Annotated in this window: 28 protein-coding genes; 12 read left to right on the forward strand and 16 right to left on the reverse strand. The window is 63.9% G+C overall.

Going from position 1 to position 23,846, the window contains the following annotated elements; translation table 11 throughout:
• Window positions 1-8 precede the first annotated feature (8 nt).
• Window positions 9-1,946 (forward strand): VWA domain-containing protein, encoded by a 1,938-nt coding sequence (locus tag ACFWEM_RS08110; RefSeq protein WP_378532619.1) that lies wholly within the window; start codon window positions 9-11, stop codon window positions 1,944-1,946.
• Here the strand turns inward: ACFWEM_RS08110 and ACFWEM_RS08115 are convergent.
• On the reverse strand, window positions 1,943-2,968 hold the full coding sequence (locus ACFWEM_RS08115) for an agmatine/peptidylarginine deiminase (protein ID WP_378532620.1): 1,026 nt from the start codon (window positions 2,966-2,968) through the stop codon (window positions 1,943-1,945). The genes ACFWEM_RS08110 and ACFWEM_RS08115 overlap by 4 nt on opposite strands.
• Complete coding sequence (locus ACFWEM_RS08120) at window positions 2,965-3,912, reverse strand: nitrilase-related carbon-nitrogen hydrolase (protein ID WP_378532622.1); 948 nt, start codon at window positions 3,910-3,912, stop codon at window positions 2,965-2,967. The genes ACFWEM_RS08115 and ACFWEM_RS08120 overlap by 4 nt, the downstream gene beginning before the upstream one ends.
• Before the next feature lie 148 nt (window positions 3,913-4,060).
• Here ACFWEM_RS08120 and ACFWEM_RS08125 point away from each other — a divergent pair, with 148 nt between their 5' ends.
• Entirely contained in the window at window positions 4,061-4,675 is a 615-nt protein-coding gene (locus tag ACFWEM_RS08125; RefSeq protein ID WP_378532624.1) for a TetR/AcrR family transcriptional regulator C-terminal domain-containing protein, read from the forward strand.
• Here the strand turns inward: ACFWEM_RS08125 and ACFWEM_RS08130 are convergent.
• The 3 genes from ACFWEM_RS08130 to ACFWEM_RS08140 all read right to left on the reverse strand — a co-directional run bounded on the left by ACFWEM_RS08130 (window position 4,672) and on the right by ACFWEM_RS08140 (window position 8,615).
• On the reverse strand, window positions 4,672-6,198 hold the full coding sequence (locus ACFWEM_RS08130; RefSeq protein ID WP_378532626.1) for an APC family permease: 1,527 nt from the start codon (window positions 6,196-6,198) through the stop codon (window positions 4,672-4,674). The genes ACFWEM_RS08125 and ACFWEM_RS08130 overlap by 4 nt on opposite strands.
• Window positions 6,195-7,094, reverse strand: coding sequence for a universal stress protein (locus tag ACFWEM_RS08135; protein WP_378532628.1), 900 nt, complete (start codon window positions 7,092-7,094; stop codon window positions 6,195-6,197). Before ACFWEM_RS08135 ends, ACFWEM_RS08130 begins: the two co-directional genes overlap by 4 nt.
• A 90-nt stretch (window positions 7,095-7,184) precedes the next feature.
• A complete protein-coding gene (locus ACFWEM_RS08140) occupies window positions 7,185-8,615 on the reverse strand; it encodes a gamma-aminobutyraldehyde dehydrogenase (RefSeq protein ID WP_378532630.1) in 1,431 nt (476 codons plus the stop codon).
• Window positions 8,616-8,784: 169 nt separating this feature from the next.
• Here ACFWEM_RS08140 and ACFWEM_RS08145 point away from each other — a divergent pair, with 169 nt between their 5' ends.
• The gene (locus ACFWEM_RS08145; protein ID WP_378532632.1) at window positions 8,785-10,302 is read left to right on the forward strand and encodes a PucR family transcriptional regulator; all 1,518 of its coding nucleotides are present in this window, start codon (window positions 8,785-8,787) and stop codon (window positions 10,300-10,302) included.
• A gap of 36 nt (window positions 10,303-10,338) precedes the next feature.
• Here ACFWEM_RS08145 and ACFWEM_RS08150 read toward each other — a convergent pair whose 3' ends face one another.
• From ACFWEM_RS08150 to rpmB, 7 genes are all read right to left on the reverse strand, one after another.
• Entirely contained in the window at window positions 10,339-11,700 is a 1,362-nt protein-coding gene (locus tag ACFWEM_RS08150) for a flavin monoamine oxidase family protein (RefSeq protein WP_378532634.1), read from the reverse strand.
• 153 nt (window positions 11,701-11,853) lie between these two features.
• Window positions 11,854-12,318 carry a hypothetical protein gene (locus tag ACFWEM_RS08155; RefSeq protein WP_317827301.1) on the reverse strand — a complete coding sequence of 155 codons (465 nt, stop codon included), beginning with the start codon at window positions 12,316-12,318 and terminating at the stop codon, window positions 11,854-11,856.
• 19 nt (window positions 12,319-12,337) lie between these two features.
• A complete protein-coding gene (locus ACFWEM_RS08160) occupies window positions 12,338-13,276 on the reverse strand; it encodes an AEC family transporter (RefSeq protein ID WP_378532635.1) in 939 nt (312 codons plus the stop codon).
• A 112-nt stretch (window positions 13,277-13,388) separates the two neighbouring features.
• Entirely contained in the window at window positions 13,389-13,646 is a 258-nt protein-coding gene (rpsR, locus tag ACFWEM_RS08165) for a 30S ribosomal protein S18 (RefSeq protein WP_003946414.1), read from the reverse strand.
• A gap of 9 nt (window positions 13,647-13,655) precedes the next feature.
• Window positions 13,656-13,961, reverse strand: coding sequence for a 30S ribosomal protein S14 (gene rpsN, locus ACFWEM_RS08170; RefSeq protein WP_019744735.1), 306 nt, complete (start codon window positions 13,959-13,961; stop codon window positions 13,656-13,658).
• A gap of 2 nt (window positions 13,962-13,963) precedes the next feature.
• Complete coding sequence (rpmG, locus tag ACFWEM_RS08175; RefSeq protein WP_003946358.1) at window positions 13,964-14,128, reverse strand: 50S ribosomal protein L33; 165 nt, start codon at window positions 14,126-14,128, stop codon at window positions 13,964-13,966.
• 4 nt (window positions 14,129-14,132) lie between these two features.
• Entirely contained in the window at window positions 14,133-14,369 is a 237-nt protein-coding gene (gene rpmB / locus ACFWEM_RS08180; RefSeq protein WP_020908631.1) for a 50S ribosomal protein L28, read from the reverse strand.
• Between the two features lie 104 nt (window positions 14,370-14,473).
• Between rpmB and mrf the strand changes: the two genes are divergently transcribed.
• The 9 genes from mrf to ACFWEM_RS08225 all read left to right on the forward strand — a co-directional run bounded on the left by mrf (window position 14,474) and on the right by ACFWEM_RS08225 (window position 21,413).
• Complete coding sequence (gene mrf, locus ACFWEM_RS08185) at window positions 14,474-15,727, forward strand: ribosome hibernation factor-recruiting GTPase MRF (protein ID WP_378532637.1); 1,254 nt, start codon at window positions 14,474-14,476, stop codon at window positions 15,725-15,727.
• Entirely contained in the window at window positions 15,724-15,978 is a 255-nt protein-coding gene (locus tag ACFWEM_RS08190; RefSeq protein ID WP_019744731.1) for a type B 50S ribosomal protein L31, read from the forward strand. Before mrf ends, ACFWEM_RS08190 begins: the two co-directional genes overlap by 4 nt.
• Complete coding sequence (gene rpmF, locus ACFWEM_RS08195) at window positions 15,978-16,151, forward strand: 50S ribosomal protein L32 (protein WP_007727540.1); 174 nt, start codon at window positions 15,978-15,980, stop codon at window positions 16,149-16,151. Before ACFWEM_RS08190 ends, rpmF begins: the two co-directional genes overlap by 1 nt.
• 18 nt (window positions 16,152-16,169) lie before the next feature.
• Window positions 16,170-16,781 (forward strand): trimeric intracellular cation channel family protein, encoded by a 612-nt coding sequence (locus ACFWEM_RS08200; RefSeq protein ID WP_003946409.1) that lies wholly within the window; start codon window positions 16,170-16,172, stop codon window positions 16,779-16,781.
• Between the two features lie 70 nt (window positions 16,782-16,851).
• The gene (locus ACFWEM_RS08205) at window positions 16,852-17,538 is read left to right on the forward strand and encodes a response regulator transcription factor (RefSeq protein ID WP_003946387.1); all 687 of its coding nucleotides are present in this window, start codon (window positions 16,852-16,854) and stop codon (window positions 17,536-17,538) included.
• 65 nt (window positions 17,539-17,603) lie between these two features.
• The gene (locus ACFWEM_RS08210) at window positions 17,604-18,983 is read left to right on the forward strand and encodes a HAMP domain-containing sensor histidine kinase (RefSeq protein WP_020908630.1); all 1,380 of its coding nucleotides are present in this window, start codon (window positions 17,604-17,606) and stop codon (window positions 18,981-18,983) included.
• Window positions 18,984-19,218: 235 nt separating this feature from the next.
• Window positions 19,219-20,652 (forward strand): S1C family serine protease, encoded by a 1,434-nt coding sequence (locus ACFWEM_RS08215; RefSeq protein WP_378532784.1) that lies wholly within the window; start codon window positions 19,219-19,221, stop codon window positions 20,650-20,652.
• 80 nt (window positions 20,653-20,732) lie between these two features.
• The gene (locus ACFWEM_RS08220; protein WP_283303020.1) at window positions 20,733-21,230 is read left to right on the forward strand and encodes a molybdenum cofactor biosynthesis protein B; all 498 of its coding nucleotides are present in this window, start codon (window positions 20,733-20,735) and stop codon (window positions 21,228-21,230) included.
• Window positions 21,231-21,236: 6 nt separating this feature from the next.
• Window positions 21,237-21,413 (forward strand): hypothetical protein, encoded by a 177-nt coding sequence (locus tag ACFWEM_RS08225; protein WP_230814328.1) that lies wholly within the window; start codon window positions 21,237-21,239, stop codon window positions 21,411-21,413.
• A gap of 60 nt (window positions 21,414-21,473) precedes the next feature.
• Here the strand turns inward: ACFWEM_RS08225 and mscL are convergent, their stop codons facing one another.
• The 4 genes from mscL to ACFWEM_RS08245 form a co-directional block, all read right to left on the reverse strand.
• Window positions 21,474-21,893 carry a large conductance mechanosensitive channel protein MscL gene (gene mscL, locus ACFWEM_RS08230; protein WP_317827296.1) on the reverse strand — a complete coding sequence of 140 codons (420 nt, stop codon included), beginning with the start codon at window positions 21,891-21,893 and terminating at the stop codon, window positions 21,474-21,476.
• A 99-nt stretch (window positions 21,894-21,992) separates the two neighbouring features.
• The gene (locus ACFWEM_RS08235; RefSeq protein WP_378532639.1) at window positions 21,993-22,724 is read right to left on the reverse strand and encodes an SAF domain-containing protein; all 732 of its coding nucleotides are present in this window, start codon (window positions 22,722-22,724) and stop codon (window positions 21,993-21,995) included.
• Between the two features lie 77 nt (window positions 22,725-22,801).
• Window positions 22,802-23,113: an FmdB family zinc ribbon protein gene (locus ACFWEM_RS08240; RefSeq protein WP_003946378.1), complete on the reverse strand. Its 312-nt coding sequence runs from the start codon at window positions 23,111-23,113 to the stop codon at window positions 22,802-22,804.
• A gap of 111 nt (window positions 23,114-23,224) precedes the next feature.
• Window positions 23,225-23,803, reverse strand: coding sequence for a 5-formyltetrahydrofolate cyclo-ligase (locus tag ACFWEM_RS08245; protein WP_378532641.1), 579 nt, complete (start codon window positions 23,801-23,803; stop codon window positions 23,225-23,227).
• Window positions 23,804-23,846 lie beyond the last annotated feature (43 nt).

The raw sequence follows: 23,846 nt of genomic DNA on the forward strand, positions 1-23,846 counted from the left end.
GGGCAGTGATGATTCACAATCCGCGGTACGGGCCTTACGACGGCGGTCCCGATCCGCTGGCGCCTCCGGTAGATCTGCGCGAGGCCCTGGCAGCAATCGGCGACGACGTCCTGTCCGGCACGTCGCCGCGCCATGCCCTGCGGGAGCTGCTGCGGCGAGGGAATCGTGACATGCGCGGGCTCGACGACCTTGCCGCCCAGGCGAACCGGCGTCGACGTGAGTTGCTGCGTCGCAACAACCTCGACGGAACTCTCGACGAGGTTCGTAAGCTTCTCGACAAGGCGGTGCTCGAAGAGCGCAAGGAACTGGCACGTGCTCTCGACGACGACGCACGATTCAACGAAATGCGGATCGAGGAGTTACCGCCGTCGACAGCTCAGGCCGTGCAAGATCTGGCCGACTACAACTGGCGCAGCGAACAGGCTCGCGCGGATTACGAGAAGATCCGTGATCTGCTCGGACGCGAAGTCCTCGATCAGCGATTCTCAGGCATGAAGCAGGCACTCGAAGGCGCCACGGACGAGGATCGCGAGCAGATTCGTCAGATGCTGGCAGATCTGAATCAACTGCTCGACGCGCACTCTCGGGGCGTCGACACTCCGGAGCAGTTCGCAGAGTTCATGGACAAGCACGGGCAGTATTTCCCGGACAACCCCCGCAACGTCGAGGAACTTCTGGATTCGTTGGCGCAGCGCGCAGCGGCCGCACAACGATTACGGAACTCGCTCTCGCAGGAGCAGCGTGACGAGTTGGATGCTTTGGCGCAGCAGGCTTTCGGGGATCCGAGCCTGATGAGTGAACTGGGGCAACTCGACCAGTACCTTCAGGCAGCTCGGCCGGGTGAGGACTGGGAAGGCTCGCAACAGTTCCGCGGCGACAACGGGATGGGTTTGGGTGAGGGAACCGGCGCACTGCAGGACATTGCCGAGCTGGAATCGTTGGCGGACCAACTATCGCAGCAGTATGCAGGCGCAGCACTCGACGACATCGACCCCGAACTGCTCGCGCGGCAACTCGGCGACGAAGCCGCTGCTGACGCCCGCACCCTCGCCGACCTCGAAAAGGCTTTGCAGGAGCAGGGTTTCTTCGATCGCGCACCGGACGGTCAATGGCGCCTGTCGCCCAAGGCCATGCGGCAGCTCGGACAGACTGCTCTACGCGATGTCGCCGGGCAACTGTCGTCGCGAACCGGTCAACGCGACACGCGTCGGGCCGGTGCGATGGGTGAACCGACCGGAGCGTCCCGCGAATGGGAATTCGGGGACACGGAACCGTGGGACGTCACGAGAACGATCACCAACGCCGTCCTGCGTGACCCGGGCCGAATGCCGGTGCGGCTGAGCGTCGTCGATGTCGAGGTGGCCGAAACCGAACAACGTAGTCAGGCTGCCGTGGCTCTGCTGGTGGACACGTCGTTCTCGATGGTCATGGAGGATCGCTGGGTTCCGATGAAGCGCACCGCACTGGCGCTCAATCATCTGGTGAGTACTCGGTTTCGTAGCGACGAGCTGCAGTTGATCGCCTTCGGACGCCACGCGCACGTACTGACTCCGTCTGAGCTCGCCGGTTTGGACGGCGCGTGGGACCAGGGAACCAACCTCCACCATGCGCTCTTGTTGGCGGCCAGACACCTTCGACGCCACTCCAACGCACAGCCGGTGGTACTGATCGTCACCGATGGTGAACCGACGGCTCATCTCGAAGCCGACGGAGAAGCCAGGTTCGACTACCCGCCGAGTGCACGAACCCTCGGTTTGACGGTTCGCGCACTCGACGCGGTGGCCAGGCTTGGCGCCAAGGTCACGTTCTTCCGCCTCGGTGACGATCCAGGCCTGGCCAGGGTGGTCGACCGGATGGCGCACCGTGTGGGTGGACGCGTCATCGCGCCGGACCTGGACGGCCTCGGCGCCGCCGTGGTGAGTGACTACATGCGAGGTCGACGTTAGTTCTGTTCAGCGGGCTGGTGCTGGGTGATGCAGTGGATGCCGCCGCCACGTTCGAACAGTGGCCTCGCGTCGACGGTGACGACGGTGCGCCCGGGGTAAGCGGCTGACAGGATCCGGGCCGCTTCGGCATCGGCAGGATCGTCGAAGCTGCAGGCGATCACTCCCCGATTCACCACAAGATGGTTGATGTAGCTGTAGTCGACGAATCCCTCGTCGTCGCGCAGGATCTCGGGCGCAGGTACCCGGATGACCTTCCACGGCCGGCCGCCGACGTCGGTCGAGCGTTCGAACAACTCGATGATCGTCTTGCTGACGGCGTAGTCGGGGTGCACCGGATTGCGTTGGTCATGGACGAGTACCACTCCGGGGGAGGAGATTGCCGCGACGATGTCGACGTGTCCGCGCGTTCCGTAGGTCTCCTGATCGCGGGTCAATCCGCGGGGAAGCCAGATAACATGCTTGGCTCCGATGGTGCGGGCGAGTTCGGCCTCGATGTCCGCCTTCGTCAGTTCGGGGTTTCGTCCCGGATCGAGTTGCACGGTTTCGGTGACCAGCACAGTGCCGAGGCCGTCGACCTGAATGCCGCCGCCCTCGTTGACGATTGGTGAGTCGATCAATTGGGCCCCGGACTGCTCGACGACAAATCTGCCGATCTTCGAGTCCTTGTCCCACTGCGCCCAATCCTGTGCGCCCCACCCGTTGAACACCCAGTCGACTCCGCCGAGACGGCCCTCGTCGGACAAGACGAACGTCGGCCCGATGTCGCGCATCCATGCGTCATTGAGGGGTGCCTCGACGATGTCTACCTTCTCGGACAGGTACTTTCGCGCTTCTTCGACCTCGGCGGGATCGACGACGACGGTGACGGGCTCGAATTCGGCGACGGCGTGTGCAACTGCGGCCCACGTCGAGCGAGCTTCGTGTTGTTCTTCCGCGGTGTCCCCGAGGGAGTATCCGGCGCTGGGGTAGGCCATCCAGGTACGTTCGTGCGGTTCGCTTTCCGCGGGCATGCGCCAGGTCATCGCTTGGCTCCCGCAGTGTTCACCGGCGCGGTCAGAGTCGAGTAGGTGTCCGGACGACGCGTTGCCAGGAATGGGAACAGTGCCAGCCAGTCTTCACGGTGTTGCAGGTCGAGATCGGCGACCAGCACGGCTGATTCGTCGCGGGGAGCCTGAACGAGGATGCGTCCGTACGGGTCCGAGATGAAGGAGGAACCGTAGAAGGTGATGAGGCCTTCACTGCCGTGGCGATTGGGGACAACCATGAACGTGCCGTTCGCGATCCCGTTTCCGACGATCACCTGCTGCCACAGTGGCTGGGTGTCGAAGTTCGGGTGATCAGGCTCCGAACCGATCGCCGTCGGGTACACCAGAACCTGTGCACCGGCGAGGGAGTACGCACGTGCGACCTCGGGAAACCACTCGTCCCAGCACGTCGGGAGTCCGAACTTGGCGCCGAGCGCCTCGTGAACGGGGTATGGGTTCTCGGACGGACCACCCCGGAAGTAGGTGTCCTCGTAGTACCCGGCCGTCACCGGAATGTGGAGCTTGCGGGTACGAGCGAGAAGCTCCCCTCCTGGGGAGACGAGGATCGCGGTGTTGAATCCCAGTCCGTCCTCGGCTTCGCTGCGCTCGTACAGCGATGCATGAACGAGGACCTGGTTCTCGGCGGCGGCCTTGGCAGCGAAGGTGAGAGTGGGTCCGGTGAGCAGGTCTTCGGCTTCGCGTCCGGGATTGTCCCCGGCAGGGGTGGAGGCGGGGTAGCGGCTGAGCGTCAACTCCGGAAGGAACACCACGGCCGCTCCCAGCTTCGCTGCGGATGCGATGCCCTCACTCAGTTCGGCGCGGAGGTCGTTCTGGTCTGCGTGCCAGCGATGTTGGACGAGACCTACTCGCAGTGGGGCAGACGTGGAGGGCGAAGTCGCGGCCAGGGACTCGGGTGGAGTGAGGGCGGTGATCGTCAGCATGGGGTTTCCTCGGTGCTCGGGTATTCGACGTTCAACGTAAAACGAATGTGATTCGTTAAGTATGGTGGGTGAGCGCTGATTGATCAAGGACTTTCGAGGAATTGTTTTTTGCTGCGCCCGAACGGTGTGGATCACTACAGGAGGACATATGCCGCGGCCACCGCAACGACTGCTCTCACCGGAGATCATCACCGAGGCAGCGATCGAGTCGGTGGACGAATCCGGCGACTTCACCATGCCGGGACTCGCCGCAAGGCTGAAGGTTCGACCGTCGTCGCTCTACAACCACGTTTCCGGACGGGCTGAGATCGTCGAACTGATGAGGGCTCAACTGATGGCAGGAATCGACGTGAAGTCGGCCTCGGGGACCTGGAGTGAGACCGTCGCGGCGCTGGCAGCCGAGTACCGGCGAAGCTACGCCGCGCATCCTCGTCTGATTCCGCTCTTCACTGCGCAGACCGTGCAGGCCGGTGTGGCTTTCACCCTGTACAACGCATTGGCGCAGGCATTTGCCGATGGTGGCTTCGACCCGGCCGAAACACTGCACGCGATCACGACCGTCGACAGTTTTGTTCTCGGTTCGGCCTTGGATCTGGCGGCGCCGGACGTTCAGTGGGCGTCGGGGCCCGAGGCCAACGACGCGATGAAGGCGGCGTTGGCAACGTCCGGGAAGAATCCCGAACGTGCCGACGCTGCCTTCGAATTCGGCTTGCGCGTGCTGATGGCGGGCCTGATCGCGCAGGCTCCCGAAACTGCCTCCTAGGACACGCTGAGGTCGTTCTCGTCGCGCAGTGCCTCCGTGTCGCGGTTGAGGGTCTTGCCCTCGAAGAACTCGGGATTGCGCACTCGCATGACCATCATCAGGACCGCGCCGAGGATGAGGATTCCGAACCCGAGGAAGAAGACCAGGCCGATCCCGCCGATGGATGCTCCGCTGGCGTTGTCCGGATTCATGCTCTCTTGGACCGAAATGACGAACACCGCAAGCAGCATGAGGCCACCGATGAGTGGGAACGCGAGCCGGAAGACGAAGTTTCGTAAGCTCTCGAAAAGCGTTTTGCGGAAGTACCACACGCACGCGAATGCCGTGATGCCGTAGTACCAGCAGATCATGATGCCGAGTGCAGCGATCGTGTCGAGCAGTGCACTTTCGGACAGGAACGTGACAACGCTGTAGAACACGGCGGTCACCGCGCCGGCCACGACTGTGGCGTACGACGGCACCAGGAAGCGAGGGGAGACCTCGGCGAGTTTCTTGGGGAAGGCTCCGTACGCGCCCATGGCGAGCATGGTTCGTGCAGCGGGCAGGAACGTGGTCTGCAGGCTGGCGACGGAGGAGACGAAGACGGCGAGGAACAGGAGCATTCCACCCCAGTTGCCCAGGACCGGGTCGGCGAGGGCGCCGAAGACGTTCTCGGAGTTGTCGGGATTGCCGAGGCCGAGGCCTTCCTCGCCGACGCCGGCGTACATCATCGCGGCGACGGCGACCAGCAGGTAGGTCAGGAGAATGGTTGCGACACAGAGCAAACCGGCGCGGCCCGGAGTTTTCTTGGGGTTCTTCGACTCCTCGCCCAGCGTGAGACAGGTATCCCAGCCCCAGAATGCGAAGATCGATCCGGTGAGTCCGATGACGAATGCACCGATGGCGAGTCCGCTGAACGGGTTGAACCAACTCAGATCGAAGGACAATCCGGCCGGGGCATCGCCGGCGCCGACGTGAACCAGTGCAACGACGGCGAAGACGACGAGCAACACCATCTGGAAACCGACGAGCGCGAACTGCACGCGCTCGCTGGTGGTGATTCCTCGACTGGCAATCCAGGTGGCCAAGGCGATGAACACCAGGGTGGTGCCGACGTTGACGAATTTGTTGCCCGGTAGATCGGCGATCGAGGGATTGTCGACCACCCGCGCTATGAACAGATAGAAGAAGTCGACGGCAATGGCCGCGAGGTTCGAGAGCACGATGATGGTGGCGATCACCATGCCCCAGCCGCACATCCAGCCGACGTACGGTCCGAATGCCTTGGTGGACCACGTGAATGACGCCCCGCAGTCTGGAGTGTCGGAGTTCAGTTCGCGGTACGCGTATGCGGTGAGGAACATCGGGATGAAGCCGGCGATGAAGATGGCGGGCATCTTGAGACCGACCGCAGCGACGATCAATCCGATGCTGGCCGTCAGGGTGTAACCCGGTGCCACGGAGGAGATTCCGAGGACTGCGCCGGAGATCATGCCGATCTTGCCGGTAGCGAGGCCTTTGGAACTCAGTTCGGTGCTGGTCATGACAGTGCCTCCGGCTGGGTGAATTCGTGCTTGGGCACTACGACCATGGGAACGGGCAACACGCGCAGCATCTTGGCGGCGGTGGAACCCAGGAAAAGTTTGCGGGGCTGGGCGAGGCGACTTGAACCGACCATCACGAGATCGCCGTCCTGCCAGTCCAGTTGACGCACTGCCGATTCCACGGTGGACCCGTCGGCGATGATGACCTCGATGGGGAACTCCGCGGGGAGCGCGGCTCTTGCGACGTCGAGTGTGTCCTGAGCGTGATTTCGTGCACGCTCCCTGGCCGACTCGGCGGTGTCGCGATGATCGCGCAGATCGTTCTGGGGGTCGAGCGCCACGAGAGACACCAGTCGCAGCGGAACCTGCATCAGTTCGCTGGCGCGTACGGCGGTGTTCAAGACGATGTCGGCGCCGACGCGGGTGCCGAGTGCACAGGTGACTTCTCGTATTGCGGTAGCCGACGAGTGCCGCGTTCCGCGAGGCGCCAGTGCTACCGGGACGTGGGCTGAGTGCAGCAGTTCGGTCGAGACCGAACCTATCGCGTGACGGCCGAGCAGACCGTCGCCGGAAGCGCCCACGACGATCGCCAGCGCGTTCAGTCGGTCCACCTCGTCGAGCAGGCCCTGAGCGAACGACTCGTGGAAGCTCAGGTGTACTTCCACCTGGATGTCCTCGGGCACCGAGGCTTTCGCTTCGGCGAGCCAGTCGTGTGCACGTGCGGCGAGGATGTCGTCGTAGCCGGCTTCCGAGGGAACCTTGGCCGGCAGTGTCCGATCCGGTGGGAGGACCATGCAAATGTCGAGTTGCGCGCCGAGACTGCGCGCGAGCTGGGCCCCGAGGACCAGCCCGTCTTTACCACTGGGTGTGGCGAGGTATCCGACGATAAGGCGCATGGTGGCTCTTTTCCGGATTGGAGGAATCTGCTGTGCGCCTTTATTAACCGCGGGGGGTTAATAAAGGCGCACAGCAGGAGGGGCGGCGACTCAGTCGTGCGAACTCATGACGTGCTTGAGGCGGGTGTAGTCCTCGACTCCGTAGGCCGAGAGATCCTTGCCGTAACCGGAGTACTTGAAGCCGCCGTGCGGCATCTCGGCGACGAGCGGGATGTGGCAGTTGATCCACACCGCACCGAAGTCGAGAGCAGCGGAGACGCGTTGCGTGACACCGTGATCCTTGGTCCAGATGCTCGAGGCCAGGCCGAACCGAACGTCGTTGGCAAGCGTGATCGCCTCCTTCTCGTCGGAGAAGCTCTGGACTGTGAGGATAGGACCGAAAGTCTCTTCCTGCACGATGTCGTCCGATTGCGCGGCGCCGGTGATGACGGTCGGCTCGAAGAAGAATCCGGTTTCGCCCGAACGCTTTCCGCCGGCAACGATCTTGGCCGACGCCGGCAGGTTCGCGATCTTGTCGCTCACGGCGTTGAAGTGGTTGATGTTGTTGAGCGGGCCGTAGAAGGCGTCAGGATCGGAAGGCGCTCCGGGTCGCAGCTTTTCGGCGTTACGCACGAGAGCTTCGACAAGCTGATCGTGGATGGATTCGTGAACGATCACGCGGGTGGCCGCGGTGCAGTCTTGACCACCATTGAAGAACGCTGCCTCGGCGATGCCGGTGGCGGTCTTCTCGATGTCGACGTCGCCGAAGACGATGGCCGGGGCTTTGCCGCCCAATTCGAGGTGTGCGCGCTTGAGTTGCTGCGCCGCGGACACCGCGACTGCGATGCCTGCCCGTACCGACCCTGTGATGGAGACGAGACCGAGGGCCGGGTTCTCCACCAACGTCGCGCCGGTTCCGCCGTTGCCGAGCACGACGTTCAACACACCGTCCGGCAGGATGCCCTTCGAGAGCTTCGCCAAGACCAGCGTGCTGCCCGGTGTGGTGTCGCTGGGCTTGAGGACGATCGTGTTGCCGGCTGCGAGCGCGGGCCCGATCTTCCACAGCGCCATCATGAACGGGTAGTTCCAGGGAGTGACCTGACCGACGACGCCGATCGGCTCACGGCGGACGTACGAGGTGAAACCCTCCATGTACTCTCCGGCAGCCTTGCCCTCGAGGAGGCGTGCGGCGCCGGCGAAGAACCGCATCTGATCGGCTCCGACCTTGACCTCTTCGTCGGCGATCATCTGGTGGGCCTGGCCGGTGTTGGCGCTTTCGGCCGCGACGATTTCGTCGCTGTGCGCTTCGATGGCGTCGGCGAGCTTGAGGAGTGCGGCCTGGCGCACGCTCGGAGTCGTCTTGCCCCAGGTCTCGAAGGCGCGCTGCGCCGCTTCGACGGCGGCGTCGACGTCTTCCTTGGTGGAGACCGGCGTACGCCCGACCACACTCTCGTCCACGGGGTTGATCAGGTCGAGCGTTTCCGTCGCGGCTGAGGCGACGAATTCACCGTTGATGTAGTTCTCGAGTACGACGATCGACATCGGTACCGGTTCCTCTCGAGGTCGAACGAGTTCCGGCCGAGGTGATCAGCACGGAACTCGCACTTTGTGGGGCGTGTGTGAGCAAGTGTGCGCTGACTCACAGGTAAAGACAGCTGCCAAAAAGGTGAAATCTTTGATCACCAACGCGCCGAGTTGTACAGTCCAGCGCATGACGATCGCTGTGCGGTGGATGTTGGCGCAGCCGGACCTCGCGCTGGAGCTCAAAGGTGGGGCGCAGGGTGTCGGTCGCGAAATCACATTTGCGCACGCCACGGAGTTGCTCGACCCGTTCCGATGGTTGACCGGCGGCGAATTCATCCTCACCACCGGCATTCGATTGCCGTCCACTCAGCAAAAGCGCGGCCGTTATCTCCGGATGCTCGACGCAGCGGGTGTGGCGGCGGTGGGGTTCGGGACCGGACTCTCGTACCCCGAGGTTCCGGCCGATCTGGTGGCGGTTGCCGACGAGATCGGACTGCCGCTGATCGAGGTGCCGCTGCCGACGCCTTTCGCAGCCGTCGTCAAGCGCGTGATGAGCCGGTTGGCAGAGCAGGAGTACGAAGCTGTCCTTCGGGCGTCACGAGCGCAACCGCGGATGACGCGCGCAGTCATTTCCGGTGGGACTGCTGCGACCGTGCGTGAACTGGCGATCGCGACTTCGGCGACGGTACTCCTGCTCGACGCCGCCGGACGGGTTCTCGAGAGCTCACCTCAACTGCCGACGGACGACGTGATCGAGGAATTGCGAGCAACTCTCGGGGGTGGCGCGTCCAGCAGCGTGACGCTTGCACGTTCCGGCGCGTCCATCGCCGTGCAGCAGATCAGCGTCGGGCGAACGCCGTACGGATACCTGGCGGTCATCAGTTCGTCTGCGCTCAGTTACGTCGATCAGATACTTCTCGGTCACGCGAACTCGTTGTTGGCGTTGGACTTCGAGAAACCTGCGCGCCTGCGTGCCACTCAGGATCAGTTGAATTCGCATGCCCTCGGACTGCTGCTCACCGAAGACCGCGACCCGGCGCCGGCGTGGCAACAGATCCGTCAGGCCGCCGACGGCGAGGGAATGATCCGTGGCCTGACAGTTCTTGCCGACACGTCCGATGTCGCGGGACGCGTCGCAGTCGAGATTGCCGAATTCATGAACAAGGCAGGGCGGCAGTTGTTCTCGCGGATCAACGACACTCGCGTCACGGTGCTGCTGCGAGGAACCGACGATGTCGCGTTCGCCCGAGAGCTACTGAGCGGGGTATCGAGGTCGGATCTACGCTCACTTCGCGTCGGCCTGAGCGCGAGACGCGTGGTCGCGGCCCTTGCGGTCGCCGTCGAACAGTCCCAGCTGTGTGCGTCTGCGGCGGAAATCGGTGGTGAGCCTTTGGAATTCGCGGCGCTGACCGGAAGTGTGCTGCTGTCTTTCGATTCCACCCGTGAAGTGCTCAACACACTGGCGGAAACGATGATCACTCCGATCGAGGATTACGACCGTGACAACGGCACCGAACTGCTGGCGTCGTTGCGGTCGTTCCTCGAGGCCAACGGGCACTGGGAAGCGGCAGCCATCACGATGGGCGTTCACCGACACACGCTGCGAAGCCGAATGGCGAAGGTGGAGAGCCTGATCGACTGTCGGCTCGAAGTTGCGAGAGTTCGTGCGGAGCTGCTGCTCTCGATCATTGCCCGGCAGTCGTGACTGCCGGGCAATGATCGAGACTTGGCAAAGCGGCCGTCAGGCCTTGTTGCGGGCGATGATGTCGGCGGCGGTTCGCTGCCCCATCCGGACGGCACCGTCGACGTGCTGGTACCCCTCGGCCGCGATGTCGGAGCACGAGAAGTGGATCGGGCCGACGGGCGTGCGGGAATCCGCGCCGTATCGGTGCAGGCCACCGAGGTCGAAGCTCGCCGCGTACGCACCGCGGGTCCATTCCTCCGAGCCCCAGTCGGATTCGTAGTACACAACCGGCTCTTCGGCTTTCGGGCCCAGGTAGCGGGCGAGTGAGGCCAGAATCGTGGCCTTACGCTCCTCGACGGAAAGCTCGAACATCGCGTCGGCCTTCTCGTCGGAGACGAAAGCGACCAGGGTGCCGCGATCGTCCTCGTGGTTGGTGTTGTCGTACACCTCCTGCACTACCTCGGACGCGCCGAAGCCGGTGCCGGAGAGGCCGGCTTCGCGCCAGAAAGGCGTCTCGTACACCGCGTGCACCTTGATGACGAGGCCGAGGGACTGGTGTTGGTGCATCTGGTGCTGACGGCGCGGCAGCGGGGGATCGTAGGAGATCCGGGAGTAGAGGTTGGGCGGTACAGCCAAGATGACCCGGCTTGCCTCGACGCGAACGTCGCCGTCCGCCAACACCGTTGCGCCGGATTCGTTCCACTGCACCGTACGGACGGGCGCGTTGAGGAAGACGTCGTCACCGAGCGCCTCGGCCATGCGGATGGATACCTGCTGCATTCCGCCGACAACTCGCTTGTCGAGGATGAAGTCCTCGTCGACGAGGTGGGAGAACGAACCTGCGGAGGCGGCCATCAGGACTGCCTGCAGAGCGGAGAACGAGTGGGCGGGCTTGGTGAGCATGCCGCCGGCGATGAAAAGGCCGATGTTGTCGCGGGCCTCGGCGTCGTCGGACTGGTTGATCAGCCACTGCTTGAACGAGACGGTGTCGAGATCGCGGGCGAGGGGGTGTGCCCACGGCTCCTCCGCGCCGATCTGCGCTGCGAGATCGTCCATCTCGTCGATGAGACGGTCCATCTCCTTCTTCGTGGTTTCGTTCGTGGGGAAGGAGTCGCCCGTGTACTGCGTCCGCTCACCCGCTGACGAGATGTAGACGGATTCGCCCTCTCGGTAGCGCTCGAACGTCGTGAGGCCGAGCTCGTCGAGCAAGGAGATCAGCGCGGTCTGGTCCGGGGAGACCCACTGGCCGCCGATTTCCAGGACTGCGCCGTCGATCGTGTCGGTCCACGTGCGGCCGCCGACACGGTCACGTGCTTCGATCACGGCGACGGACAAGCCGGCCTTGCGCAGCGCGGTTGCAGCTGCCAGGCCAGAGGGGCCGGCGCCGACGATTGCAACGTCTCTCTGGAGAGTAGGCACTTGCGAGCTCCTTCATGTTGAGCACCGCTCGAGTCGAAAAGCTGCCGACGAGCGAGTGAACGGGTGTCGGTTTTCAGTCTGTCCTGAGGAGACGCACGCCACACCTGACGAAACGGAGTGTTCGATCGGTGATCTTGTGCCGTTTAGGCGCGGCTAGCCGTTGATGACGTGACGATCGCCGAGCGGTCGGCTCAGCGGGACATCCAAGCTGCCGAACACGGCAACGAGAATGCACATCTTGTCCGCGGCCTCGGGCAGTGCCCCGGTTCGTAGAGTGACGATCACCGTCGTATCGGTCTCTTCGACGGTTGCGTACGCGCCGTAGCACTCCGGAGTGCCGGTCACGAAGTGGACGGCCACCGTGTGATCGTCGACCTCGGACCACGATTCGAACATCGTGGCCGTTGCTCCCACGATGTCGGTGCGACTGTCGAACTCCGTGCCCATCTCGCTGTCGTCGACCTCGTCGGGAACGGGCGTTCCGAGCGACCAGTCGGCGGGACTCGCTTCGTTGGCCGCCATCGGATTCGGCGCGGCAACCGGCCCGGTTGTCTGGGCCCCGACGGAGCATCCGGCCAAAGCAAGGCAGGCCAGAACGGCGAGGGTTAGTACACGCATGAATCCACCGTAACCCTGTTCAAGCGAGTAGTGCCGTGACCAGCGCAATTGCCGGAATCGACGCCAAAGTGGTGACAAACGCGCTGTCTCGGGCGAGGACCATTCCACGCCGGTAGCGGCTTGCGTAGATGAAGACGTTCTGCGCAGTCGGCAAGGTCGAGACGACCACGATCGCGAACAACTGATGGCCGTCGATGCCGAGGAGGAAATGCGCCATCAGATAGGCCAGCACAGGTTGGACGACGATTTTGAGCGTCGACGCCAGCGCGACGTCGCGGCGCGGACTCGAGCCCTTCTCCAAGACCCGCACGCCGTACAGCGAGAGCCCGAATGCCAAAAGCGCTCCGGGTACCGACGTGGCGCCGATCAATTCGAAAGGCTGCATCAGCGGCCGGGGCGGTGACCAACCGACCAACGCGACGATCAATCCCGCTGCGCCCGCGAGCACGATCGGGTTCTTGAAGGGGGCAGTGACGGTGTCGATCAACGAGAGCTTCTCGGCATTCTCGCCGCGAAGCGCCGTCAGATCGAGGATCGTCAAAGCGATCGGGGAGTAGACGACGATCTGAAACAGCAGGAGCGGGGCAACGAACGTGGCATCGCCGAGCACGAATACCGCGATCGGGATTCCGAGGTTCGCCGAATTCACGTACGACGCAGACAGTGCGCCGATAGTCAGTTCGGGTAGCGGCCGATTGAGCCAGATCTTCGCGACGAGAACGTACAGAGCGCCGACGGCAAAGGCCGTGGCCGACGCAACCGCGAGCGTCGGCGAGAAGATCACCGACAAATTGGACGACGCGAGGGTCGTGAACAGCAGGGCAGGCGTCGCGACGAAGAAGACGAGTCGACCGAGAACGAACTGTCCTTGGCTACCGAGGGTGCCGAGACGGCCGAGGAGATACCCGACCGCGATGACAACAAAAATTACGGTGAAACCCGCAACAACTCCCGACACGCTGCGGGCACCTCTCGACTGGAATGAACGACTTCGAGAAATCTTAGTCCGGGCAACAAAAAGGCCGCGCAGTCGAGTGACTGCGCGGCCTCTTCGGTACTTCTACGTGTGACTACCGTGCGGCGGTGAAGGGGAGCAACGCCATTTCGCGTGCGTTCTTCACTGCAACGGCGACCTGACGCTGCTGCTGCGGGGTCAGGCCCGTGACGCGACGGCTGCGGATCTTGCCGCGGTCCGAGATGAACGTGCGAAGCAAGTTGATGTCCTTGTAATCGACATGCGTGATCTTCGCTGCAAACAACGGGTTCTTCTTGGGCTTACGACCCTCTACGGGGCGTGGCTTCTTCGACGGTGAACGCTTGACTGCCATCCGACTTCCTTACCAGCTCGACTTGTGTACGCCAGGCAGTTCCCCACGGTGCGCCATTTCTCGCACGCGAATCCGGGAGAGCCCGAACTTCCGCAGGTGGCCGCGCGGACGTCCATCCGCAGCGTCTCGATTGCGCAATCGTACCGGACTGGCGTCGCGTGGTAGACGTTGCAGGGTCGCTTGGGCCTTCGCGCGCTCCTCGGGCGAGCTTTTCGGCGAGCGGATCGCCTCCTTGAGAGCGGATCGCTGCTCCGCGTACCGCTCGACGATGACCCGTCGCTGGTTGTTCTTGGCGATCTTCGACTTCTTGGCCATGCCTACTTCTCTTCTCGGAAATCGACGTGCTTTCGCAGCACCGGGTCGTACTTCTTCAGCACGAGTCGATCGGGGTCGTTGCGACGGTTCTTGCGGGTCACGTACGTGTACCCGGTGCCCGCGGTGGACTTGAGTTTCACGATCGGGCGGATCTCGTTGCGCGCCATCTGCTCAGACCTTCTCGCCGCGGGCGCGAATCCGGGCGACGACGGATTCGATGCCGTCGCGGTCGATCGTCTTGATCCCCTTTGTCGAGAGAGTGAGCGTGATGCGGCGACCCTCGCTGGGCAGCACGTAGGTCTTGCGCTGGATGTTCGGGTTCCAGCGACGGTTCGAACGCTTGTGGGAGTGCGAGACGGATTTTCCGAACCCCGGCACACGTCCGGTCACTTGGCAGTGAGCCGACATGGGTGTTCCTTTCAACTTGCAGATGACAATCATTTTCGACAATGCGGTGAGATCAATGTACCGTTCAACCTCGGTAATGACAATCATTCCCAGAAAGGCCCGCTGTGAACACGATCTTGGACGGCAGGACTCCGCTGGTCCTGGTCGCCGGCATGAGCGAATCCACCCCACACACCGCACGAGCGTTGCTGCGAACCGGAACTGTTCTGGTCCATCACGACCTGAGCCACGTCCGGGAAGGGGTGGTCCGGCGGACGGTCACCTCGATGACCGGGAGTGCCGGGTCTGCCAGCACTGTGTCCGAGCGCGAGACGATCCTCGAGCTCGCGCACGGCTGCGTCTCCTGCACCCTGCGCGAAGACTTGCTGCCGCTCCTGCGCCGGCTTCACTCGCACAGTTCGGTCCAGCGGATCGTCTTGCTGCTGGACCGCCAACTCGAGCCCGAGGCGCTGTGCTGGGCGATCGAGCACGTCGTCGTGACCGGCGTCGTCGGCCAACTGGACGGACCGGCACAGCGCGATGTCCGCGTCGACGCTGTCGTGACGTGCATCGACGCGCAGACCTGGCTCGCCGACGCGACCGGCGACGAAGCTCTCGACGACGACCGCACCCTGGCTCAGGTCGTCGTCGGGCAGGTCGACTTCGCCGACGCGCTCGTCCTGCGCGGGTCCGACGGACTCGACGGCTGGCAGCGGTCCCGCCTGAACGCGGTTCTCGCGCGCATCGCTCCGCGGGTACCCGTCTTCGATGAGGGAGACGACATCGAGGCACTGCTCCTCAAGGTGCCTGTGGATGCGCGACGCGGTGAACTGGCCGACGCACATTCACCGTTGCTGCGTCGCCAGCCGCCGCTCGACGACGACGGCGGAGTGATGCTGGTCGAGTTCACCGCGAACCGGCCGTTCCACCCCGGGCGTCTGCACGAGGCGATCGACGTCCTGCTCGAAGGCGTCGTGTACTCCCGGGGGCGCGTCTGGGTGGCGACGCAACCGGGTGAAGCGCTCTGGCTCGAATCGGCCGGCGGTGGCTTGCGGGTTGCCAGCGCAGACACCTGGCTGGCCGCGATGACGCCGGAGCAACGAGAGCGTGTTCCGGCCGAGCGCCGTGCCCTCGCGGCCCTGAAATGGGACGAGCGTTTCGGTGATCGCGACACCTCGATGGTCGTTCTGACCTGCGGTGCCAACCCGCTCGAGATCGACCGAACACTGCAGCACGCCTTGGTCACCGACGACGAATTGGCAGATGAAACGTCGTGGGCCACCTGGGAAGACCCGTTCGGTGAGTTCCACGAAGACCCGTGTGACGAATCCGAATCACCTTATGCCGAAACCGAATCAACGCGAGAGGGAAACGAATGAAGAAGCAGATGCACCCCGACTACCACCCGGTGGTGTTCCAGGACGCCAGCACCGGCAAGAGCTTCCTGACCCGATCGACCGTGACGAGTGACCGCACCGTCGAATGGGAAGACGGCGGCACCTACCCGTTGCTGGTCGTCGATGTCACGAGCGACTCGCACCCGTTCTGGACCGGAGCGCAACGCGTGATGGACACCGCCGGACGCGTCGAGAAGTTCGAGCGTCGCTACGGAAAGCGCAAGGCACTCTGATGGCCGTTCCCAAGCGGAAGATGTCGCGCTCCAACACGCGCAGTCGCCGTGCCCAATGGAAGGCGACGGCGCCCGATCTGGTCGAGGTCACGGCCTTCGGCCAGACCCACCGGGTTCCCCGGCGACTGGTCAAAGCAGTTCGACTCGGGGTGATCGACCCGAGCCGCATCTGACCGTGCGATCCTTGGCCGGTGCTGCTGAGGATCCTCGAACTGGTGGGCATCGTGGCGTTCGCAGCCTCGGGTGCCCTGGTGGGCGTCACCAAGCGACTCGACATCTTCGGGGTGTGCTCGGTGGGTGTGTTCACCGGTATCGGCGGCGGTATCGTCCGCGACGTTCTCCTCGGCGTCCATCCGCCCAGCTCGCTGAGCAGTTGGCCGTACTTCGGAACGGCCGCCGCCACCTCACTCGCCGTGTTCTACCTCCACGAGCCGCTGAATCGACTGCGTCGTGAAATCCTGGCGCTCGACGCACTGGGAATGGGCCTGTTCGCGAGCACCGGCGCCGTCATCGCGCTGGACAACAACGCCAGTTCGCTGGCGGCGACGTTGATCGGTGCGACCGCTGCGATCGGCGGCGGAGTGATCCGCGACGTCCTCGTCAACGAGGTGCCGCTGCTCCTGCACAAGGACCTGTACGCGGTTCCCGCACTGCTCGGCGCTGCGTTGGTGGTCACAGTCTCGCAAGCCGGACTGTCCACCAACGCCGCGCTGGTATGCGGCACCGCATTCGCCGCAGTGTTCAGACTGCTTGCGTTGTGGCGTCATTGGAGCCTGCCGGGACCCCGGCGAACCCGGGACTGATCGCGACACGCCGGAGCCCGGAATCGGACCCTCTCAGCCGCATCTCAGCACTTCAGTCCAAACTGTCGGTATGCGTATTTTGGTGGTCGACGACGACCGGGCGGTTCGCGAGTCGCTTCGGCGGTCGCTCAGCTTCAACGGCTACACGGTCGAACTCGCGGTCGACGGGCTCGACGCTCTCGAGAAGATCCTCGCAAACCGGCCCGACGCCGTCGTTCTCGACGTCATGATGCCGCGACTCGACGGACTCGAAGTGTGCCGCCGACTGCGCAGCGCCGGCGACGACCTACCCATCCTGGTACTCACCGCTCGCGATTCGGTCAGCGAGCGAGTCGCCGGCCTCGACGCCGGAGCCGACGACTACCTGCCCAAGCCGTTTGCCTTGGAAGAACTGCTCGCGCGACTGCGCGCTCTGCTGCGTCGCACCGCACCCGATCTCGACGCCGATTCCGAGATGATGGCGTTCGAGGACCTCACCCTCGACCCGGTCACCCGCGAGGTCAAGCGCGGCGAACGATCGATCAGCCTCACCCGAACCGAGTTCTCCCTACTCGAAATGCTCATGGCCAACCCGCGCCGCGTGCTGACTCGTGGACGCATTCTCGAAGAGGTGTGGGGATACGACTTCCCGACGTCCGGCAATGCGCTCGAGGTGTACGTCGGCTACCTGCGTCGTAAGACGGAGGCGGACGGCGAACCGAGGTTGATTCACACCGTCCGCGGAGTCGGCTACGTCCTGCGGGAGACGCCTCCGTGATCACCGCTCCGTTCGGCAAGAACGCCGAACCGAAGAAATCCTCCACCACCCAAGCGTCCGTCGAAATGCGCCCGCCGATGCCACTGACCCGTTCGGTGTCGCTGCGTTGGCGCGTGACACTGCTCGCTGCGTCGGTGGTGGCCATTGCCGTCGCAGTCATGGCGATCGCGGCGTACGCGGTGGTTTCGCGTGCGCTCTACGCGGACGTCGATCACCAGTTGCGGACCAGAGCAGCGGTGCTCATCGACAGTAATGTCGTGCGCTTCGATCCTCGCTACATCTCCGGCGCGACGCTCTACACCACCGACATCAGTGTTGCCCTGATCTTCTCGGATCTGAGCACGTACCAGCCGCCCGGTTCCGACGTGCCGATCGGTGAAGCCGAAGATGCCGTTGCGCGGGGCGAATCGGATTCCTCGCTGCGAACCGTCGACGGCCAGCGCGTGCTGGCTCAACGAACCCATGACGGAAGCACTTTGGTGATCGGGCAGCGGCTCGCGCCGACCGTTGCGGTACTGGACCGTCTGGCGTGGGTGCTCTTCGTGGTCGGCGGGTGTGGTGTCATTCTCGCGGCGGTGGCGGGTACTACCGTGGGCCGCACCGGTTTACGGCCCATTGCCAGGCTGACTGCGGCCACCGAACGCGTCGCCCGGACCGACGATCTGACGCAGATCCCCGTGACCGGCAGCGACGAATTGGCGCGCCTGACAGAGAGTTTCAACACGATGCTGCGCGCACTCGCCGAGTCCCGCGAGCGTCAGTCGCGTCTCGTCGCGGATGCCGGACACGAGTTGCGCACACCGCTGACTTCGTTGCGTACCAACATGGAATTGCTGATCGCGTCCAGTCGACCAGGTGCGCCGCAGATTCCCGACGAGGACATGGCCGAACTGCGCGCCGACGTCGTCGCGCAGATCGAAGAACTGTCGACTCTTGTGGGCGACCTCGTGGATCTGGCCCGCGAAGACGCGCCCGAAACCGTGTACGAGCGCGTCGACGTCAGCGACGTCGTCGAGCGGGCGCTCGAGCGAGCACGGCGCAGGCGCAACGAAATCGAGTTCGAGGCGGTCACTACTCCGTGGTACGTCTACGGAGACCAGGCGGGCCTCTCGCGTGCCGTACTCAACGTCCTCGACAACGCTGCGAAATGGAGCCCGAAGGGCGAACAGGTACGCGTCGAAATGCGTCCGGTCGGCCAAGGATTGTTGGAATTGACCGTAAGTGATGCGGGACCTGGCATTCCGGAGGAGGATCGGGAGTTGGTGTTCGATCGTTTCTACCGGTCGACTGCGGCTCGGTCCATGCCGGGATCGGGTCTGGGACTTGCGATTGTGCGTCAGGTCGTCGTCAAGCACGGCGGCACCATTGCGATCGACGAATCCGATCGTGGGGGAGCGCTGGTTCGAATCGTGCTTCCCGGCGAACCGGGTCCGAGCGCCGAGTAGCGTGTTCGGGCGGCTGCCCAGGCCCGTCGGTCCCGCGTATCGGTGACCGAGGTCACGGGGTAATACGTTCGGGCCGAAAGTATTTCGGGCCGAGCCGGCAACACCGGCTTTTCACGTCGAACTCTGGGTAAAGTGACAGGCACGTCTCAGCGCCTTCTCAGCAGCGCAAGGCAGCATTGTCGGCAGAACAGTTGTGACTGCCCGTCCGGTGGTCACCGTAGACGAAAGCGAGCCGATGACCGAGGACCGTAACGTCGGGCCGACCCGGCCCGAGCAGCCCAACAGCGAGCCCACCACCCAGGCGCAGCCGCAGCAGCCTCCTGTGCAGCCGCAGCAGCCGTACCAGCCGACCGAATCCTTTGCCCGACCCACCGAAAGTTTCGGGCAGGCGCCGCAGCAGCCCACGCAGGCTTTCGGCCACCCGCACGGTGCTCATGAGGCGGCGTACCAGCAGAACGCTCCGTACGGCGCACCCAACCCGGGTGGCCCCGGCGGCCCGAACGGTCCGGGCGGCCACAATCAGATCCCAGCGCCGCTGCAGGGGCCGAACTCGGGTTCGACCACCACCAAGCCGAAGTCGGGACGCATGGCGCTGGTTGCCGGCGCTCTCGCCCTGGTCCTGGTCAGTGGTGGTGTCGGTGGCGTGGTCGGTGCCGTCGTAGCGGACCGCAACGGTGGAACCGCGACGGTCACCAACTCGTTGAACGCACCGAAGCCCACTGCGACCAACACGTCCAACGCTCCTGCCGGCTCGGTTCAGGCCGTTGCCTCGAAGGTGGTGCCCAGCGTCGTGCAGATCGAGGTGGCCACCGCTCAGGGACAGGGCGGTGAGGGTTCCGGTGTCATCCTGTCCCCCGACGGCCTGATCCTGACCAACAACCACGTTGCCGGTGCTCAGGGAGCGCAACTTCGCGTCGCGTTCTCCGACGGAACCAAGGCCTCGGCCACCCTGGTCGGTGCCGATCCAGTCTCCGACATCGCCGTCATCAAGGTCGACGGTCGCAACGACCTCACTCCCATCGATCTCGGCAACTCCGGCGACGTCCAGGTCGGACAGCAGGTTGTTGCCGTCGGGTCCCCGCTCGGTCTGGCCGGCACGGTCACCGAAGGCATCATCTCCGCCCTCGATCGTCCGGTGTCCACGAGCGGCGAGTCCGGTAACCAGAACACCGTCATCGACGCTCTGCAGACCGACGCAGCGATCAACCCCGGCAACTCCGGTGGTGCCCTCGTGAACATGGACGGCCAGCTGATCGGCATCAACACGGCGATCGCCTCTCTCGGAGCGTCCTCGGGTACCCAGGGCGGCTCCATCGGCCTCGGGTTCGCCATCCCGATCGATCAGGCACGCCGTGTTGCCGACGAGCTGATCAAGACCGGCAAGGCGACCCAGGCCATGATCGGCGTGACCGTGCCGTCGCAGGACAACGCCGACGGCGCAACCGTCATGGATGTCACTGCTGACGGGCCGGCTGCGAAGGCCGGCATCCCGAAGGGTGCAGTCATCACCAAAGTCGACGATCGTGTTGTCGCAGATGGTGATTCGCTGATCGCGGCAGTGCGTTCGCATGCTCCCGGAGACAAGGTCTCGATCACGTACAGCGACGGCGGGCAGACCAAGACCGTCGACGTCACGTTGGGAACCGCAGCGGCGCAGGGCGGCCGATGATGTTCGGCGATCAGCAGACGATCGACCCGATCTTCGGCCAGATCGCAACGGCGTCGGGATCGGACACTACGGTAGGAGTCATGGAACTCGAAGCCACATCGGCCGGCCGCGCTCTGGTCGTCATCGTCGACGATCGCACAGCCCACGGCGACAACACCGACTCCATCGGTCCTCTGGTCACGGAACTGCTGAACGAAGCGGGTTTTCTCGTCGATGCGACGGTTGCCGTCGCCGCCGACGAAGTGGAAATTCGCAACGCTCTCAACACAGCAGTCATCGGTGGCGTCGACCTCGTCATCTCGGTCGGCGGTACCGGGGTGTCCCCGCGTGACGTCACTCCCGATGTGACCGCCGAGGTTCTCGATCGCGAGATCCCGGGAATTGCCGAAGCACTTCGCGCTTCCGGTCTTTCGGCCGGATCACTCGACGCAGGCTTGTCCCGTGGCCTCGTCGGGGTTTCGGGCAGCACGTTGGTCGCCAACCTGGCGTCGACCAGGCCGGCGATTCGCGACGGCATGGCAACCCTGACGGCACTGGCGAGCCACGTCATCGCCGAGCTGTCCAGCCTCGAGGGCTGAGACGGTTTGCCCGAACAGCCAGATATCCCGAAGAAGCCGCCAGTCGACAAGAAGCGCCTGGCGCGCATCTTCGGGGACGTCTTTCCCGAGACGACGTCGGACGAGCGGGGGCCGGAAGGATCGTCGCGATCCTCGGACGACGATTGGCTGCGCAGCCAGCGGCCCCCGCACCACGGTGGTTGAGTAGTAAATCAGGCCCTCGGACGCTGTGTCCGAGGGCCTGATTTGTTCTGTGAGTTCTGCCTATTCGAGAGTCTTGGCGTGCGCTCCCGTGTCGGCGCCGCTGTTGGCGGAGAGGATGTCGCGGATCTGGATGAGCAGATCGGTTTCGCTGGCTTCCTTGTCCTCGGGTTCGGAGACGAACTTCTTCTTCGCCGCATTCGCGGGAACGATGAGGACGAAGTAAACGACCGCTGCGATGATGATGAAGTTGATGATCGCGGTGACCACTGCGCCGAAGTTCAGGAACGTCTCAGAGGTGTCACCCGTCAGCTGAATGCCCCACCCGTATTCGTTGCCGCCGCCGATCGAAGCGACGAGTGGGTTGATGATGTTGCTGGTGAATGCCGTGACGATGGCGGTGAAGGCAGCTCCGATGACCACTGCGACGGCCAGGTCGAGCACGTTTCCGCGAAGCAGGAAATCCTTGAATCCCTTGAGCATGTCGGTGTCCCCTCGAGTCTCCGATGGCAAGTGCCAGATGGTCCGTTGATACCGAACCGACTGGAAAAATCCTAGAGGAGCTTCGGCCGCTTTGTGCGGTCAGCGAAATGTCACGGTGATCGCATTGGACAGAGATGCGGCGGCTACGACGTTGGCCGCCGGTGTCGGCAGGGCCAGCAGAATCACCTGTTCCTGCTGGTTACGTGTACTTTCCGAGGTGGTGACCAGCGCGACGACCGCCCCCGCGGCAAGAATCTGCGGGGCCTTGTCGGCAATTGATTCGTTGGGTGTGTCGGGGCGGGGTGTGTCTGGGCCGACAGTCAGGACGTCGACGACATCGCCGCTGCGCAAAATTTCTGCCACGGCCGCATCGGCGAGTCGAACGGGGACGATGCGGGCGTCGTCGGTGCCCACCGACAACCCGGCCAACCGGGGGCTGAGAACACGCACGTCGGTGACGGTTTCTCCGGAGCGAATCGGGCCGGCAACGGTTCTGCCGACTACCAGGTCGGTATCGGAGACAACTCCTTCCGGAAGGTGTTTCGAGTCGATCTCGCGGACCTCGACATCCGAATCCGCGATCACCTGCCCCGGAGTGAGATCGCGGTTCGAGACAACTACGGCGACGGTGTCGGTCGCGGGATCGCCTCGAAAGAAAAGAACAACGCCGAGTGTGGCCAGGGCAACGGCTGCGATCTTGCGGACGGTCGCCGAGCGAAATCGTGTGCCGCGTGACAGTTCGACGAGGCGATCGAAGGTGTTCGGCGTGAGATCGAGTTGGTCGCGCAATGGGTGGGAGCGCCTCGGCGAACGAGAACGTACTGACGGCATTCATGCACGTTAGGGCCGGAAGCGGTGCTTCCGGCCCTAATGATGTGAACCTGTGGACAACCCGGAGGTTGTGGAAATCAGCTTGCGGCAGCCTTCGCGGGCGCCGGCGTGCTGGTCGACGAACTCGAGGTCGAAGAGGAGTCCGACTTGGACTCGGACTTCGCGGCGGGTGCCGAATCGCTCTTGGCCGGCTCGCTCGCTGTTCCGGAGCCGCCGCGGCTGTCGGTGCGGTAGAAGCCGCTGCCCTTGAACACGATGCCAACAGAGTTGAACAGCTTGCGGAGCTTGCCTGAGCAGGCTGGGCAGACCGTCAGCGAATCTTCGCTGAAGGACTGGACGATGTCGAAACGGTTGTCACATTCCGTACATGCGTATGAGTAGGTGGGCACCGGGCTTCCTCCGCACTGTGATGTTCGAGCAGCCGCGTATTTACACCGCAGCCTTTAGCACTCTACAAGTGACAGTGCCAACAGCGCTAATCAGGGATCTATTCCCGCAGATCATTCGCGCTTGAGCCGTGTGAGACCGCCGCCCGGCGTCAGTGCCCAGCCCATGGGAATGTCGTGGTCGTCCGCCGGCAAGGTCTCGACGAGTTCGGAGTCTCTGACGAGGGCCACCAGTCGAGTCTGCGAGCCGACCGACCCGAGGGTGCGGTCGTAGAAGCCTGCGCCACGGCCGAGGCGTGTTCCGCGAAAGTCCACCGCAAGTGCAGGGATCAGCATGCATTCCACCTCGGACAGGGTTTCCGGTGGTAGGACGGGTCCGACGGGCTCCCGAATGCCGTACTTCGCCGGGCGCAAACCGTCGGCGCCGCTGTACTGGACCCAGGACAAGGGTCCGGGCTCCCCGGTGATCGGAAGTAGTACTCGCTGGGCGATCTCGGCAACGGCGTCGAGCAAGTCGGTGGATCCGGGTTCGGTGCGAGTGGGGACATACGCACATACCGTTGACCCGTCGACGATCACCGACCGCAGGTGCGTGATCAACGCCGCAGTTTCCGTGTTTCGAGTGTGCTCCGAGACTGCTTCACGGGCTGCGAGTGCGATTTGTCGCCATTGCGCTTTTGTCCGAGGTGTCACCCCGCAACGATATTCGTCTTGCTGACCGAGCGGTAACAAGCGG

The organism is Rhodococcus sp. NPDC060176 (assembly GCF_042728675.1).
In the GTDB taxonomy this organism is placed as follows: Bacteria; Actinomycetota; Actinomycetes; order Mycobacteriales; family Mycobacteriaceae; genus Rhodococcus_F.